Origin of the sequence: Collinsella sp. WCA1-178-WT-3 (M1) (assembly GCF_009696325.1) — a bacterium.
Taxonomy (GTDB): domain Bacteria; phylum Actinomycetota; class Coriobacteriia; order Coriobacteriales; family Coriobacteriaceae; genus Collinsella.
Genome location: NZ_VUME01000004.1, coordinates 1 through 16,385, shown reverse-complemented (window position 1 = coordinate 16,385; position 16,385 = coordinate 1). Strand labels below are relative to the sequence as shown.

General features: G+C 57.9%; 15 protein-coding genes and 1 tRNA gene. 10 read left to right on the top strand and 6 right to left on the bottom strand.

The annotated features are described in order from the left end of the window. The first annotated feature begins 66 nt into the window (after positions 1-66). The 6 genes from FYJ40_RS03660 to FYJ40_RS03635 all read left to right on the top strand — a co-directional run bounded on the left by FYJ40_RS03660 (position 67) and on the right by FYJ40_RS03635 (position 5,417). Entirely contained in the window at positions 67-789 is a 723-nt protein-coding gene (locus FYJ40_RS03660; protein WP_006236208.1) for a response regulator transcription factor, read from the top strand. An 11-nt stretch (positions 790-800) separates the two neighbouring features. Next, positions 801-2,366, top strand: coding sequence for a cell wall metabolism sensor histidine kinase WalK (locus FYJ40_RS03655; protein ID WP_154516828.1), 1,566 nt, complete (start codon positions 801-803; stop codon positions 2,364-2,366). 118 nt (positions 2,367-2,484) lie between these two features. After that, positions 2,485-3,363, top strand: coding sequence for a phosphoribosylaminoimidazolesuccinocarboxamide synthase (locus tag FYJ40_RS03650; protein ID WP_154516897.1), 879 nt, complete (start codon positions 2,485-2,487; stop codon positions 3,361-3,363). Then, positions 3,364-3,942, top strand: a complete 579-nt coding sequence (locus FYJ40_RS03645) for a hypothetical protein (protein WP_195838567.1) — start codon at positions 3,364-3,366, stop codon at positions 3,940-3,942. It begins immediately after the preceding gene. A gap of 90 nt (positions 3,943-4,032) precedes the next feature. Further along, positions 4,033-5,313: an aminopeptidase gene (locus tag FYJ40_RS03640; protein ID WP_154516831.1), complete on the top strand. Its 1,281-nt coding sequence runs from the start codon at positions 4,033-4,035 to the stop codon at positions 5,311-5,313. Between the two features lie 28 nt (positions 5,314-5,341). Next, positions 5,342-5,417, top strand: a tRNA-Lys gene (locus FYJ40_RS03635). A 1,362-nt stretch (positions 5,418-6,779) separates the two neighbouring features. Here the strand turns inward: FYJ40_RS03635 and FYJ40_RS03625 are convergent. Further along, positions 6,780-7,397 (bottom strand): hypothetical protein, encoded by a 618-nt coding sequence (locus FYJ40_RS03625; RefSeq protein WP_154516836.1) that lies wholly within the window; start codon positions 7,395-7,397, stop codon positions 6,780-6,782. A 162-nt stretch (positions 7,398-7,559) separates the two neighbouring features. Here FYJ40_RS03625 and istA point away from each other — a divergent pair, with 162 nt between their 5' ends. The 4 genes from istA (at position 7,560) to FYJ40_RS03605 (ending at position 12,026) form a co-directional block, all read left to right on the top strand. Next, the gene (gene istA, locus FYJ40_RS03620) at positions 7,560-8,801 is read left to right on the top strand and encodes an IS21 family transposase (RefSeq protein WP_229770650.1); all 1,242 of its coding nucleotides are present in this window, start codon (positions 7,560-7,562) and stop codon (positions 8,799-8,801) included. Further along, the gene (gene istB / locus FYJ40_RS03615; protein WP_154516839.1) at positions 8,794-9,570 is read left to right on the top strand and encodes an IS21-like element helper ATPase IstB; all 777 of its coding nucleotides are present in this window, start codon (positions 8,794-8,796) and stop codon (positions 9,568-9,570) included. Before istA ends, istB begins: the two co-directional genes overlap by 8 nt. Before the next feature lie 348 nt (positions 9,571-9,918). After that, positions 9,919-11,406: an ATP-binding cassette domain-containing protein gene (locus FYJ40_RS03610; protein ID WP_154516842.1), complete on the top strand. Its 1,488-nt coding sequence runs from the start codon at positions 9,919-9,921 to the stop codon at positions 11,404-11,406. A gap of 467 nt (positions 11,407-11,873) precedes the next feature. After that, a complete protein-coding gene (locus tag FYJ40_RS03605; RefSeq protein ID WP_154516845.1) occupies positions 11,874-12,026 on the top strand; it encodes a hypothetical protein in 153 nt (50 codons plus the stop codon). Positions 12,027-12,196: 170 nt separating this feature from the next. Here FYJ40_RS03605 and FYJ40_RS03600 read toward each other — a convergent pair whose 3' ends face one another. The 5 genes from FYJ40_RS03600 to FYJ40_RS03580 form a co-directional block, all read right to left on the bottom strand. Further along, positions 12,197-12,685, bottom strand: coding sequence for a hypothetical protein (locus tag FYJ40_RS03600; protein ID WP_154516847.1), 489 nt, complete (start codon positions 12,683-12,685; stop codon positions 12,197-12,199). 2 nt (positions 12,686-12,687) lie between these two features. Continuing rightward, positions 12,688-13,110 (bottom strand): hypothetical protein, encoded by a 423-nt coding sequence (locus tag FYJ40_RS03595; protein WP_154516849.1) that lies wholly within the window; start codon positions 13,108-13,110, stop codon positions 12,688-12,690. Further along, positions 13,110-13,349, bottom strand: a complete 240-nt coding sequence (locus tag FYJ40_RS03590; protein WP_154516851.1) for a helix-turn-helix domain-containing protein — start codon at positions 13,347-13,349, stop codon at positions 13,110-13,112. Before FYJ40_RS03590 ends, FYJ40_RS03595 begins: the two co-directional genes overlap by 1 nt. A 424-nt stretch (positions 13,350-13,773) precedes the next feature. After that, complete coding sequence (locus tag FYJ40_RS03585; protein ID WP_154516854.1) at positions 13,774-13,968, bottom strand: hypothetical protein; 195 nt, start codon at positions 13,966-13,968, stop codon at positions 13,774-13,776. Between the two features lie 177 nt (positions 13,969-14,145). Further along, the gene (locus FYJ40_RS03580) at positions 14,146-15,372 is read right to left on the bottom strand and encodes a tyrosine-type recombinase/integrase (protein WP_154516856.1); all 1,227 of its coding nucleotides are present in this window, start codon (positions 15,370-15,372) and stop codon (positions 14,146-14,148) included. Between the last annotated feature and the right edge of the window lie 1,013 nt (positions 15,373-16,385).

Sequence of the window (16,385 nt, the reverse complement as noted above, 5' to 3'; positions counted from 1 at the left end):
GCCCGGTGGGCTCAGGTGCGTTAAAATGGGCTTGTTCTTAGCTAATTGAGACAGGGGGGCCGTGTTATGGCTTCAGATGCAAAAAAGATTCTGCTGGTCGAGGACGAGAAGGCGATCCGTGACGCTGTCGCTGCCTATCTCGAGCGCGAGGGCTACTGGGTTGTTGGCGTTGGCGATGGCCAGTCTGCGATCGAGGAGTTCGAGAAGCACCAGTTCGACCTGGTTGTGCTCGACCTTATGCTCCCCAAGATCCCCGGCGAGCGCGTTTGCCGCACTATCCGCGATACCTCGGATGTGCCCATCATCATGCTTACCGCCAAGGGCGAGATCGAGGATCGCATCATCGGCCTCGAGCTTGGTGCCGACGACTACCTGATCAAGCCGTTCTCGCCGCGCGAGCTCGTCGCCCGCGTTCGCGCCCTGTTCCGTCGTGCTCACCAGGCAGACGAGCCCGCCGTTGAGGTACTCGACTTTGGCGATCTGGTCATCGATATCTCGGGCCACAAGATCTTGGTCGAGGGCAAGGAAGTTGATTTGACCGCTTCCGAGTTTAAGCTGCTTACCACGCTTGCTCGCCATCCCGGTCGCGTCTATAACCGTATGGAGCTGGTCGAGAAGGTGCTCGGCTACGACTTTGAGGGCTACGAGCGCACCATCGACAGCCACGTGAAGAACCTTCGCGCCAAGCTGGGCGACGACCCCAAGAAGCCTAAGTGGCTCTATACCGTTCACGGCGTCGGTTATCGCTTCGAGGCTCCGGCCAAGACCGATAAGTCGGACGAGAAATAGGTAAATCACATATGACACCTGCGCGCTTTGAAATCGGACAAAAGCACAAGCAGGAGAACGAGGCGGGTTCCAAGGCAAGTTGGAACACGCCTCGTTCCGATTCACGGCCGGCGATGAGCTATCCCTCGCGTATGGCTTTGGCTTTTGCCCTGACATCGCTCATGACGGTATTGGTGCTGGTGGGCGTTGTCTCCGTTGTGTGGGGCACCGTCTTTTCGGATTACACGCGCTCCAATATCGTCGAGATCGCCAATTCTGCTGCCGAAAAGCTTGCGACGTCGTATGAGGAAAACGGCAATTGGACTGCGGGCGAGCTGCGCACGGTCGCGACATCGAGCTTGGTGTCCGACGACCTGGGTATGCAGGTCGTCAACAAAAAGGGCGTTGTCGTTTATGACGACTCATGGCCTTCGGCAAGTGCGACCGCCGATGTGCGCGAGAGCGAATTGCCGTCGAGCAGCTCGAGCGGTAAAAAGGCCTCGCATAGCCCGGTCTCGTCAGCGCCCACCGACTCCGATAGCGTTGCCAACGTCGAAATCGTTACGTCCTCTGGCGAGCATGTCGGACAGGTAAAGCTATGGGCTATCGGCTCCGACGCTCTGCTCACTAAGGCAGATTCTGCGTTTAGGGAGAAGACCTTTAACGCCATGGCTCTTGCCGCGGTTGTTGCAATCTGCATCTCGGTCGTTATCGGATCGCTCGTGTCGCGCATGCTTACCAAGCCAATTCATCGTATTACGAGCACAGCCAAGCAAATTCGCGACGGCGATCTGTCTGCTCGTACGGGCTTGCGCGGCGATGACGAAATCGATCAGCTGGGTGAGACCTTTGACGAGATGGCCACCTCGCTCGAGAAAGATATGAAGCACGAAAAGCGCCTGACCTCGGATGTCGCACACGAGCTTCGTACACCGCTCATGGCCATGCTTGCAACGGTCGAGGCCATGCAAGACGGCGTGTACCCCACCGACGACGAGCATCTGGAGACGGTCGCTTCCGAGACGCGTCGCCTGGCTCGTTTGGTGCAGCAGATGCTCGACCTATCGCGTATGGAAAACAGCACGGCTCCGCTCAATCTCGAACCGGTGGACATGGTTCCGTTCGTGCGATCGATTGTGAACGGCCAGGAGCGTCTGTTTGCCGACCGTGACCTTCGCCTTCGCTTTGCAGATGAAACCCAGGGGCACGACGATGTCGTCGAGGCCGATCCCGACATGATCACGCAATGCGTCATCAACCTCATGAGCAACGCCATGCGCTACACCCCCGAGGGCGGTTGGGTCGTAGTGTCGGTGCTCAGTGACCGCAAGCATGTCAGTATTGCCGTTTCGGATACCGGTATCGGTATTGCCAAGGACGATCTGTCGCGTATCTTCGGACGATTTTGGCGCGCCGATGCCAGCCGCGCCCGCGAAGCTGGCGGCCTGGGCGTCGGCCTCGCCGTAACTAAACAGATCGTCGAGCGTCACCATGGCTACATATCCGTGGAGTCAGAGCTTGGAAAGGGTACGACTTTTACGATTCATCTGCCCCGCGAGCACACGGCGGACGCGGCATCTACTACAATGGAGCACTAGCTTTTCGCTATTCGGTGAAGGAGGGGCCGCGTCCCTGCCGCTCCGAGTTTGCGAAAACGTGCGGGAAAGAACCCGCATTTCTATCGTATTTAGGTAAGGAGTGACTCACGTGACAACGATGGAGCGTCGTCCGGATTCCCGTGGCAAGGTTCGTGATATCTACGATGCCGGCGAAAACCTGTTGATGGTCGCCACCGATCGCATTTCTGCGTTCGACTTTATTCTTCCCGACGAAATTCCGTTTAAGGGAGAGGTGCTCAACCGTATCTCGGCGTTCTGGTTCGACAAGTTTGCCGATATCGTCCCCAATCACCTCGTCTCCATCGATCCGGCGGATTTCCCCAAGGAGTTTGCCGAGTATCGTGACTATCTCGCAGGCCGCGCCATGCTGGTTAAGAAGGCCCAGACGATTCCTATCGAGTGCATCGTCCGCGGCTATCTGACCGGTTCGGGCAAGAAGACCTACGACGAGAACGGCACCGTCTGCGGCATCCAGCTGCCTGAGGGCCTGACCGAGGCCTCCAAGCTCCCCGAGCCGCTGTTCACCCCGTCCACGAAGGCCGAGATCGGTGATCACGACGAGAATATCTCGTTTGAGCGTTGCTGCGAGATCGTTGGCGAGGACATCGCCACGCAGATCCGAGATCTGTCTCTTAAGATCTACAAAGCTGCCGCCGAGTATGCAGCGACCCGTGGCATCATCATTGCCGACACCAAGTTTGAGTTTGGTGTCATCGATGGCAAGGTCACGCTGATCGACGAGTGCCTCACGCCCGACTCCAGCCGTTTCTGGCCTGCCGCCAGCTACGAGGAGGGTAAGATTCAGCCTAGCTACGACAAGCAATTCGTCCGCAATTGGCTCAAGGCCAACTGGGATATGACGGGGGAGACCCCGCATCTGCCCGCCGAGGTCATCGATGGCACGTCCGAGCGCTATCGCGAGGCCTTCCAGATCATCACGGGCTCCCAGTTTACAAGCATGAAGGAGAACGCGTAAGTGAGTACCCGCAGCGCCACGAACAAGCGCACGCAATCCCACGAGGTTACCGGGGTTGCGCGCAAGTCCGCCGCATCCGCCAAGCCAGCTCGTCAGGCAGCGAGTTCTGTTCGCGTCGTGCCGGCATCATCCAAGGCACGCCGCAAGGAGCTCGAGAAGGGCGAGAGCCTCGAGGGCCTCTCTAAAGAGGAGAAGCGCGCCCGCAAGGCTAAGCGGCGCGCCAAGGAGGACCGCATCTACACGGTGTCGAGCATTCTTCTCAAGCAGGATGAGGACTACACCAAGCGCCGCCGCATCTGGTGGGCCGTGCTTACTATCGGCATGGTGCTCGTCGTGGCCATTTGGTCTTCGCTGTACTTCGCTCCCGCTGGCATGGTGTCCAGTCCCGTCCAGATGGCCGGCATTGTTTTGTCCTACATCGTCATTCTGGGTGACTTCATCTACGACTTCGTGCGCATCCGTCCCTTGCGTAATATGTATCGCGCGCAGGCCGAGGGCATGTCCGATAACAAGCTCAACGCTATTATCGAGCGCTCGGCTGCCAAAGAGGACAAGAAGGCCTCCAAGAAGAAGTGGTAGCGTTACAACCTATAGATATCGCTAAGATATAAGGCGCGTCGTTTTTTGCGGCGCGCCTTTTTACTGTCCTGTAGATAGATGGAGTGGCACATGATTCGAGCTGCCCTGACGGTCGAAGAGGCTCTGGAGGGTATGAAGTCCCTGGAGCCCAAGATTAAAAATTATGCGCGTCTCGTTGTCCGCAAGGGCGTCAACGTTAAGCCCGGTCAGGAGGTCGTCGTTCAGTCTCCCGTCGAGTGCGCGTCATTTGCGCGCGTGGTGGTTGCGGAGGCTTATGACGCCGGTGCCGGTCACGTGACGGTCATCTGGGCTGACGATGCCGTGACGAGGCTTACCTACGAGCATGTCGAGAAAAGCTATTTTGAGCAGACTCCCGAGTGGAAGCGCATGCAGCTGGATTCGTTTGCCCAGGACGGTGCCTGCTTTATCTTTATTGAGGGCACGGACCCTGCTGCCCTCAAGGGCATCGATCCCGCTAAGCCTGCCGCAGCTTCTAAGGCGAGGAACACGCAGTGTAAGGTCTTCCGCCGTGGACTGGACTACAACATTAACCCGTGGTGCATCGCCGGCGCTCCGGTCGCTGCTTGGGCGCGCGAGGTATTCCCGGGAGACGCCGATGAGGTTGCAGTCTATAAACTGTGGAATGCGATTCTGCACACCGCTCGTGCTGATGGCCAGGACCCGGAGAGCGACTGGGAGCTCCATGACGCCACATTCGAAAAGAACCTGCGCTTCCTAAACGATAATCAATTTGATTCCCTGCACTACACCGCTTCGAATGGAACTGATCTGACGATTGGAATGACGAAAGGCCATGAGTGGGCCGGCGGCAAGGGAAAAACTCCCGACGGTCACCCTTTCTTCCCCAACATTCCCACCGAGGAGGTCTTCACCTCGCCCGATCGTATGCGCGCCGACGGCATCGTGTACTCGGCTATGCCGCTCATTCACCACGGCAATAAGGTTGACGATTTTTGGATTAAGTTCGAGAACGGCCGCGTAGTGGACTATGACGCTCGTGTGGGTAAGGCAACGCTTGCGAGCATTATTGAAACCGATGAAGGTGCTGCTCATCTGGGCGAGGTCGCGCTTATTTCCAAGAACACACCGATTCGTGAAAGCGGCATTCTATTCTACGACACACTTTATGACGAGAACGCCAGCTGTCACCTTGCGTTGGGTGTCGGTTTTCCCGAGTGCATCGAAAGCGGGTATGACATGTCCAAAGAGGAACTTCTGGAGCATGGCGTCAACGTTTCGAGCACGCACGTTGACTTTATGATTGGCACGGACGACATCGATATTACGGGCATTACACCTGATGGACGTGAAATTGTGATTTTCCAGAACGGCCAATGGAGTTGGGAATAGTCTCAGACCGTGGTACAATGCCATCCGCGGGCCGTTAGCTCAGCTGGCAGAGCAGGGGACTTTTAATCCCAAGGTCCAGGGTTCGAACCCCTGACGGCCCACCATAGTTTTCGCAGGTCAGAGACGGTGTTGTCTCTGACCTTTTTCTTTGTGTACCCCACGAGTACCCAAAACGGTACCCCTCAAATCACGTGGATTCCATAATTCTGGGCTGTCTGTAGAGGGGTATAGCGTCCCGATGGTCGGACGGATGGATCATTGTTGATGCGTCCGTCCATCCGTCCGAGGGGGCAGGGGACGGCCCGAGCGAGTGCGAGCGTTCTGCGCGCTTTCGATAGCCGTAGGGGCTCCATGCCTAGCTCCAGGCTGTTGGAAGGGCGTTGAACGCGAGCTTCGAGCGCGGATTGAAGGGTCAACCGAGTGGCTCTGTGGTGGGGCGGGCTTCATGACGATTCGGCAGCCCACACCTATTTCTATAACTTATATATCTATATAAAAGGGGAATTGACTTCATGTCAATTTTGCAACTTGTTTACCTGCGGATATGCGGAATTGGATGCCCCCTTTTGAGGGTGGGTTTAAATTGACATGAGGTCAACCGAAATTGACATGAAGTCAATTTTTATTGACATGAAGCCAATCCTTTCTAGGGTTAGAAATTGACATGAGGTCAATTTCTAACCCTGTTTTTTTGGAAGGAAAAAGCCCTTGCGTCCATATTGTCTGTGCCGTTGGTGCAGTCGCATCAAGCAGGAGCTCGCAACATGTCGCAAATGCGGCTGAGCAGAAAGCGCAAGCAGACGGCGGCGCGTCTCTAAAAGATGAGAACCCGGACTATGCCGGTTGGCTTACGGTCGAAAGGACCTCGATCTCAACGCCCGTTGTCTCATGCCGCCAGGGTGACCTTAACGGGCTCTACCTCAATCACGGTTTCGATCGCTTGCCGTCATTCTCCGGGTGTCCGTTTTTAGCTGAAGGCTCATCGCCATCAAGTACGAATATGCTCGTGTACGCCCATAACATGGGATATGGAAACCTTGGCTTTACCGAGCTCCAGAATTGTTATCGGACGGATTGTTTTGCAAATATTGGAGCCGTGACATTCACGAACGCAAATGGCAATACCACTCGCTATAGGCCGTTGTTCGGCTTGAGAGTGCCTAAAAAATTTGATTTGCTTCTACGATTTGACTTTGCTGGAGAGCCAGACTTCAAGGCCTGGCTTAATTCTTTGTCCGAGCACGCTAGCGCGAAGTCAGATTCCGCTGGGTCCGACTCTGTTATCACTTTGGTGACATGCTCTTCCGCGATTGGCGGTGATCGATACCGCAGCGTTTTAGTTTGCAGGAGAGCATTTTGATTAAGGCAGATGTCCTTCCTAGAATATAGTCATGATTTCTTGAACTCAGGAATAGGCCCTAATGATTCGAGATAATGCGAATCATTAGGGCCTACATGCTGTCTTTCTAATCCTCGGGAAGCTCGATTGGGTAGTGGGCCGTCAGGCTTCGGTACTTGCGGTAGAACCCGGACAGCAGGTCGGCCACGCGGTGGCGTTGTCTGTCCCTCGCCTCGGCCTTCGCGCCGAAGCGCGAGCCGGGCGGCATGACCCTCGTCACGGCGGTGCCCTCCTGCGGCACGCCGCCGACCTCGAACGCCTCGTGCATGAGGTCGCGCGTCGGCTCGGCCTTCAGCCTCTCGGCCTCGATGATGCCGGATATCTCGTCCTCCATGGAGTCGGCCACGAACTTGCGCCAGTTGCGCTCGACGGCGTCGTGGCGCTCGGACTCGGGCGCGGCCGGGTCGATGTCGAACTGGGCGTCCGCCTCCCCGAAGCCGGCGATCTCGAGGAACCGCTCGATGAGCTCGGACTTGTCGCGCAGCTCGGGCGACGCCGCCACCGAGGACATGATCCGCGCGGCGATCTCCCTGTCCTTCACGTGGTCGCCGTGGCGCTGCTCGACGAGCATCAGGATGTAGTCGATGTTGATCTCCACCTGGCGCACGAGCTCCATCTCGAAGACGAGGTCCTCGGCGATGGACTCCTTCTCGGAGCGCTCCCGGTCGCGCATCTCGTCGCGCACGGCGAGGTGTTAATGCCAATATAAATCCCGCCAGTTATGCCAACATACAGCGCCAATCGCACCAACGCAGTTGCGCCGATCGCACCAACGTATTTCTGCCGATTTGACCAATGGGAATATGCTCTTCCCGCCTCGATATCTGTCTGGCGGGAAGGAGCGGGATTGGAAGAGAGGAACATCATGGGCGAGCTGAACATGTACAGGCAGCTCGGGCTGAAGCCCAACTTCAGCGAGATCGGAAGGCGATACGGCCTCGATCGCCACACCGTCTCACGGTATTGGAACGAGGGAGGGGATGTCGACGACGGGAGGTGCAGGCGCCCCAGCGGCTTCGACAAGCACGGCGACCTGATCGCGCAGAAGGCCGCGATGCCCGGCGCCACCAAGAAGGCGGTGCACGAGTACCTGCTGCATCGGTGCAAGGGGCCGTCCCTGCCCGGCTACAACGCCTTCACGCACTACTGCCGCAAGCACGACGTGCGCTTCGACGGAGGGGCCGAGCAGGATGCCCATCCCCGATACGAGACCCCGATGGGCCGCCAGCTGCAGTTCGACTGGAAGGAGGACCTGCGCATGGTGAGCAGGCACGGCGAGGTGTTCGAGTTCAACGTCTTCTCCGCCACCCTGGGGTACTCCAGGATGCACAGGTTCGTCTACACGAGGGGAAGGACCAGGGACGACCTGCTCGCATGCTGGATCTCCGCGATATCGTTCTACGGGGGCATCGCCGAGGAGTGGCTCACCGACAACATGTCGGCGAAAGTCGGCTTCGAGGGGCGCAGGCGCGTCAAGAGCCCGCGGGTGCTGCGGTTCGCCAGGGAGGCGGGGTTCGAGCTGCACCTCTGCAAGCCCGGCTCGCCGGAGACGAAGGGCAAGGACGAGAGCGCGAACCGCTTCCTGGGCAGGCTCTCCGTCTACGACGGCGACTTCGAGGACGAGGACGACCTCATCGGCATAATCGCCCACATAGAGGCCAGGTCCAACGCGGAGCCGAACGAGACCACGGGGCTGCCGCCGGCGGTCCTGTTCATGAGGGAGAAGGAGCACCTGCGGCCGGTGGGCAACATGGCGCTGCTGGAGCAGATGGCCGGGGACGTCAGGACCCAGACGGTGCCCCCGACCATGCTGGTCAGGGCCGCGGGCAGGGAGTGGTCCGTGCCCCGCAGGTGCATCGGGAAGAAGGCCAGGGTGATCACCATGCCGGGCGGGCAGATCAGGGTCACCGTCGCCGGAGAGCTCGTCGCCGTCCACGATGCGTCGCAGGGCACCGGCAGGTTCAATTATACAGACGAGCACTACATGGAGGCGCTGGAGGGGAAATCCCGCTACGCGGACGCGGACATCAGGGAGGCGGCCATGGAGAACCTCAGGCTCCTGGAGGAAATGGGGGAAGTCGATGGATAGCGCGATCGCGGAGGCGAGCCCCTACGTCAGGGCGCAGCGAAACCTGGCCACCCTGAAACTGGACCAGATGGCGGCATCGCTGCCCGACTACATGAGGATGGTTTCGGAGGGCGACATGGAGTTCGTGTCGGCGCTGGCGGAGATGACCTCCGCCGAGGTGAGGTCGAGGGAGCAGCGTATCCTGAGGCAGAGGCTCAGGTCATCGGGCTTCCCGTACGTCAAGTCCCTGGCGGACTTCGACTGGTCGTTCCAGCCCTCGGTGCCGAGGCCGAAGGTCGAGGAGCTGGCGACCCTGCGGTTCGTCGATCGCGCCGAGAACGTCCTGCTCGTGGGCAGCCCGGGGGTCGGCAAGACGCACCTGGCGATCGCGTTGGGCGTCGAGGCGGTGAGGGCCGGGAGGGAGGTGCGGTTCATGGACTGCGCGCGCCTGGTCGACGACCTGAGGGACGCCCAGTCCAGGGGGATCCTGAAGAAGAGGCTCAAGTACTACGCCCACTCGAAGCTGCTGATAATCGACGAGCTGGGCTACCTGAACATCGACGAGGGCGGCGCCGACCTGCTGTTCCAGCTGGTCAGCACCCGGTACGAGCAGCGGTCCACCATCATCACCACCAACGTGGGCATCGGGGGCTGGGCCAAGGTGTTCGGCGACGAGGTCGCGGCGAGCGCCATCGCCGACAGGGTCTGCCACCACTGCAGCATGATAAAGATCACGGGCAGGTCCTACAGGCTTAAGGACCTGCCCGCGGAGAAGAAGAGGGAGGAATGAGTCGGCGGGCGCGCCGAAACCGGTGAAAACGCGTTGGTGCACATGGCGCATATATGTTGGTGCAACCGGCGCGATATGTTGGTGAATGTGGCACAAACTATATTGACATTATCAATTACCATGCTATAATCCTAGATATCAATCATCCAGCGGGGCCTTTGGCAAGCGCCGCTTCGAGTTAGGTCAGGTTAGATGAAGAACTAGCGATGCCCGTTTCGGGTACCCCATACGACCATTCTGTACATCCGGTCGCGCTTCAGGGTGCCGCATCGCTTCAGTGCCTTCTCGTTCCAAATCCATACATCGCGTGCCTGACCCCTGCGCGACCTCCTCTCAAAGGAGCTCGCCATGCAACTGAATCTCACTCACATCAGCTATACCTACCCCGGTACGGCATCGCCAGCCATCGAAGACGTCAGCGCCACGTTCCCATCGGGATGGACGGGCATCATCGGCGACAACGGATGCGGGAAGAGCACGCTCGCCCGTATCGCCGCCCGCGTTATTACACCCGATTCCGGGACGGTGAGCCCGAATCTGTTCGCGTCGTATTGCGAGCAAGACTCGACCCAAGAGCCAGACAAGCTCTTCGATCTCGCATCGGATTGGGGCAAGGAGGCGCAACGGGCAAGGGCGCTGCTCCGCATCGAAGACGACTGGTTCTGGCGCTACGACACGCTCTCGGGCGGTCAGCAGAAGCGGTTCCAGATCGCGTGCGCCCTCTATGCACAGCCAGATGTCCTCATCATGGATGAGCCGACCAACGACCTCGATGCCGCCACGCGCGACATCGTGAAGGAGGCGCTGGCCTCCTTCAGCGGCATCGGCATCCTCATCTCGCACGATAGGGATCTGCTCGATGGCCTTGTGGGCCAGAGCCTCATGTGCGAGGGCACGCGTTGGACCATGCGCCCCGGCGGGTACTCGAAGGCAAGCGACCAGGCGGCGAGCGAACGCGCCTCTGCGATGAGGGATCGCGAGCAAGCCTCTCGTGAAGCTAAGCGCCTGAAGGCAGAAGCCCAGCGCAGGAGCGAAGAGGCGGCACGTCAGAAGGGCAAGCGAAGCAAGCGCGGCTTGAGCAAAAAAGACAGCGACGCTCGGGAGAAGATCGGACGCGCCATAGTCTCTGGAAAGGACGGCGTTGCAGGGAAGCTCTCGTCCAAAATGAGCGGGCGGCTCGCAAAGGCCGAGGCAGAGCTTTCTGAGAAAACCGTCTCGAAAAGATACGACCATCGTATCGGCGAGTTCGGCGTCGCTGCGCGCTCAAGTTGCGTGGCGCACTTGGAGGCATCGCGACTGTCTGCTGGCGAGTTCTCGATAGATGTGCCGGAGCTCTGGATCTCGCCAACGGATCACGTGGTGTTGACCGGTGCGAACGGAACGGGAAAGAGCCTGGTGGTACGAAGCGTCATCGAATCTGTCCCCGACAATGTCAAAGTTGCGTACGTTCCCCAGGACGTCGGGCCAGAGGAACGCGAGCGAGCACTGAGGCATCTCCGAGACCAGGACCAGGAGACGAAAGGTCGCATCCTCTCCATCGTGGCGCGGTTGAACTCCGACCCTGACAAACTGCTCGATGGCGACGATTTGAGTCCTGGCGAACTCCGCAAACTCATGCTTGCTGAACAGCTTGTTACGAATCCCAACCTCCTCGTACTCGACGAGCCGACGAATCATCTTGATGTGGGTTCTATTGAGGCGCTGCAGGAGATGCTGAGCGGTTTCTCTGGCGCGTTACTGTTGGTTACGCATGATAGACAGCTGTCGGAGGCAGTCACGCAGATTGGCTGGGAAACTATTCAAGGTGAGAGCCTGATGAGATTGCTGGTCGTCTAAACAATGGGTTTTATAAAAGAGCCTTGTCGGGTGGATTTGCAGCTTCAGTTTGCAATTATTGTTTAACTCCGCGTGGGTAGTCGCAAGCGGCTTGCTCGTGACGACAGCGACTATTGCCAAAGGGTGGAACAAATAAGGACTCATAGAAACCCTTGGTCGGTGTGCTAACATGATTACAGTGAGTAAGTAAGTCTTCAATAACACTAAGCCATTACATAATAAAATCCGACTCCGCGCCGTCAAAATCCGACTCCAAGCCCTCTTCCGGCTCCTCCGGCAAGCCGTCCCATGAGCATACGTGGCAGGCGCAGTACCGCAACGACCCCGTATACGAGACCCGCACTCGAACTGTTGTAGACCAGGACGCATGGGACGAGCAGGTTCTAAGTGGCTCGCATGCTGTCTGTTCAGATGGTACGGTTTTCTACGACAATGCCGCTCTTGCTGCTTACTGCAAGAAAATGGCAATGGCTGGAACGCCCGTTTCGTACTACACCGTGGATGATTACACAACCGTTCACCATGAAGCAGTGACGCATCAGGAGACATATCAGGTACAGACCGGGACCAAGCAGGTCCTCACCGGCTACCGCTGCTCTGGCTGCGGCGCCACGAAATAGGCCCGAAGCGGATAGATGGACTGGCTTCATGGAACCAGGTGTGAATTTGCTCCGCGCCATTTCGCTCTTCGGTCGATTCGGCTTCGCCCTGCTCTTGATAATACGACCGGAGCACTTCGGGAAGAGGCTCCCGCTCGGAATGGGCGGGAGCCTCTGTTTTACCGAGTCCTTTATTGATTCCAACCTTTAGCCTTGGCGGCTTTGAGGACAGCAGCGTACCGCAGTTGCAGGACTCCATCGACTGCGTCGATTAGACCGCGCCGTAATAGTGCGTTCTTCGTTCGGGACATGCTGTCGTTTCCAACGGCAAAGAACGCGGCCAAGTCCTGATTGGACTTTTTGAGCCCACAAATGGGGTATCCCTTGCGGGTACCGATGCGCTCGTAACGCAGTATCTCGAGCATGAGCTCTAACTCGAGTTTCCCCCGTGCAACGAGGTACAGCCAACGATTGCTTTTGTCGGCGCGGAGCCGTGCTCTTGCCGATAATTCGGCTTCACTTGCAGCGGCGCAGATTTGTGGTGGTTCAGAGCCGCTGAGCTGTGTAAACCGTTCACGTGATATAGTATTTTTAATGCTAATCGCACTCTTCGTGGTGCTTGGCGCCGCCGGAGCTACTACTTCCGGCGGCGCTGCTTTTTTAGGCGGATCTTCATCCATGATTATCGCCTCCGTTTCTTTTTAGGACGCCCGCCACGGGTGCCGCCGACGATCATTTTTCCGTGCCTAACAAATTCAGACTCGATTGCTGGTAAATACAGTAATCCGTCAGTGCCCACAAAAACGAGCCCTGCTGCGGCCAGCGCATTTACATGTTCGGCCGCGATGGTCGATTTGCCGCGCGATCCATAAAGCTGCAATGCGAGCAGCTCGTTGTCTGCTGGCAATGAGTGACCTGAAGTCGATGATGCGAGCGAGCACATTGCGAGCCATACGCCTATATCTGCGTATGTTCTGTCACCGCGAGCTGCATACAGTTGTTTGAGTTCGAGGGTGTTTGTTATCGGCAGCTCAATTCGCAGCGAGGGCAGCTGCGCATCCCATGCCGCTTCGATTGCTTCGTCATCACTTATCGAACGAGTCATTATGCTGCGCCTTTATTACTGTCGCGCAGGCCGCAGACGCTCAGCAGGTCATCGCGATTGATCTTCCAGCAACGGCCGATTTGCACTCCGCGAATGTCGCTGCGCTCGACCATGCGGATTAGATGTTTGGCGCTGATCCCAACGGCGGCTTCAGCAGTGCTCGGTGTGATAAGTAGCGGTAGCGAGGTGTAGTCCCCCGCGCGGAACCGCTCAACGATGGCCTGCTCTGATTTGCGCATAGTCGCGCTCCTTTCTGGCCCGTTCTGGGCTCACAAGACTGGACGGCTTTTGCCGTTAATAAAAGACTAAGTCGCTTGTAACCCCAGTGCGGACCCATTTGGTGCCACGCGGTGCCAAATGGTGACAAGCCCGAGCATGGGGCATATTGCTTTCTTAAATCTGTGGTTATGAGAACGAGGGTTTCGCCCTGCAGGGCGCCGGGTTTTAGGGCAGAGCCCTAACAAGCGCCGAACCGTAGGTTTCGGCGCGTACGCGGACGGGCAAAACGCAGTTTTGTACGGCAGCGTACGACTCTTGCGTATTTCAAAAACCTACCCTTACGGTCATTTCGCCCGATTAAGTCTGTCCCGCTCTAAACGGTGGGTTTCCGTACTCGGGCCCGCCTTTCGCCTTAGCCGAAAGGCGGGCATTGTGTGGGGTCGTCTAGGGATGCTTTTCAAGGTTGGCAAGCATCCAGCCCATGACCTTGTCCTCATCCAGTTCGAGATAGATCCGACAACCTTCCTCGTCCCTGTTGCGATAGGGCTTCGAGCGCCTGACGACATAGCCCGCCCTCTCCAGCTGGTCTGCCAGGCAACCGACCTCGGCAGTTTCGCCGCTTATCCTGAATTCGAGCATGGTTCACCTCCGTTTCATTGTCTGAATAGTCTGAATAGTCTCTATAAGAAACAGCTGTCTAGCTGGTCTTTTGCTCAAATCAGAGCCGATTTTCGGCCTTGAAAAAGAAGGGTCGGCACCGAAGGACGGCTCATGTTTTTACGGGCCAAAAAAACAGTATCTGGACGCCGCATAGCCCTATTTTCCGACCGCTCGTAGTTCCAAGATTTCAGTCGCAGGCGGTGCCGCCGTCATCGTTGCCGCCACAGCATCCATTGCCGTTCGCTTTGCTTGAGGGTTGACGCCCGTGTAGATGTTGAGCGTCATGGCAGCGTTGGCGTGGCCCAGGAGCGAGGACACGGACTTGATGTCCGTCCCCGCGAGGATCGCTGCGGTGGCGAACGTGTGACGCAGGTCGTGGAACTTGGGCGGCTCGCCCTCCGAGCCCACCAGCCCTAACTGTCGAACCGTGACGGCCCAGTGACGCGACAGGCGCTCGGGGGCCATGAACTCGCCGTCAGGGCCGCCCAACACGAACATCGATTGCTCGAATGGCACGCCTGCCTTAAAGCACTCGGCGCGTGCTGAAGTTAAGCGGCGTGTAAGGATCCCCACGACTTCATCCGGCATGGGAATGCTCCTCCGGCTCCCGCCGTTTTTTGGCTCTTTCTCGTAATGGCCGTTTTCGCCGAAGCCGATAGATGCTTTGACGTGGAGTATCCTCTGCTCGAAGTCAACGTTTCGCCATCTCAGAGCGAGTAGTTCTCCGCGCCTCATGCCTGTGAGAAGTGCGAGGTAGATCCCCACGTTTTCGGGGCAGTCGCGAGCAATGGAGAGGAATGTGAGCAGCCGTCCGCGCTCGCGCTCGTCCAGCGCATTGGGCTCACGGTGACGGGCCTTGGGCACGCGAACGCAGTCAACGGGGGAGTAGTCGATCACGCGGAGCCTGCCGACGGCGTCGCGGTAGGCGGCCTTGAGCAATGTCACGCTCTTGCGGATGGTGGATGGCTTGTAGCCCTCCTCAACGGCCCAGTTAATCCAGTTTTGAGCTGCTGTTACATCCAGCGAATCGAACTCAATACCGCCGATTCTGCGCTCAACGAGTCGCGCGGCACCGCGGTAGTCGTAGACGGTTGAGGACTCAATTGAGCCGGATGCACTGAGCATGTCGATATAGCCGTCTAGCAGGTCTTTCACTGTCTTATGGGCCATGCTGCCAAGTTTAAGTTTCTTCTGTGCAAGATCTTCCATCTCTTCGCGCCATTCCTTCAACTCGGCCTGAGCTGCACGTTTCGATTTGGCGGCCATGACCTTGCTGACCTGCCCATATGTTCCGTCTTGTTTCTTGAATTTCAGACGTCCGCGCCATCCGCCGCAGCGGTACGGGATGAGACAGGACGAGGTGTAGTAGCGCTTGGGTTTCACGGGGCCTCCACGATTGCGGATGTACCCCCGCGTGTACCGCGGGGTGTACCGATTGTGATTGGAATAGCCCTGTCCTTGCAGTCCCTTCAGTCTAATGAAACCGCAGGTCAGAGTGGGTGTAAGGTAGCACTGCTCAATTCTAAAATCAAACGATATTCCGCTTTTAATCCCAAGGTCCAGGGTTCGAACCCCTGACGGCCCACCATAGAATAGAAAAGCGACTGGCGGATGCCGGCCGCTTTTTTGTTGCCGGTGCACGGGTTCGAACCCGAAAGGGCGCGGAGCTGAGGAAACGCGTCAGCGTTTGCCAGCGCAGCGCGCGAGGCGCGGAGGCGCCGAAGCGGCCGCCCGCGCAGCGGGCCCGAACCCCTGACGGCCCACCATAGAATAGAAAAGCGACTGGCGGATGCCGGCCGCTTTTTTGTTGCCGGTGCACGGGTTCGAACCCGATCTTCTCTATATATAAGGACGCCTGGCGGCCAAAACCAGCCTTTTACCGACAGGAAACCAAAACCAGATGCCGTTAGAGTAAAGTAGTGCAGCAGGGATGACCGATACCTCAACACCTATAAACCAGCTGGTCATCGCCAATACCGGAAGCCGATGCTTCAGATATGACTTCAGTGGAACAGCTGAAGGATCAATTTATTTGTGAACAAAATATGGAGTGCGGGATTCCCGCCCCGCGGGCCCCTCCGGTCTGGCAATATATCTCCTTGCCGCGCGGCCCGGTCGAACCGGATGAGCCGCGGGGCGTGCACCTTGAGAACCGGATACTGCGAGGATGGACACACATGATGTGTCGCATCCGGGCAGACATCGAACCATTTGAAATGGTCTGACTTGGATTCGTTTTTCGCAAGGCCGCCGAGAGGCGGCCCCGAGAAATTCCTTTTCCTATCTAACAGAACCATATGAATCGAACGGAACCGATCAGCGATGACTGAGAGGACCGGACGGGCTCGAGGCCCAAACATATTTGGACGGAGAGTTCGATCCTGGCTCAGGATGAA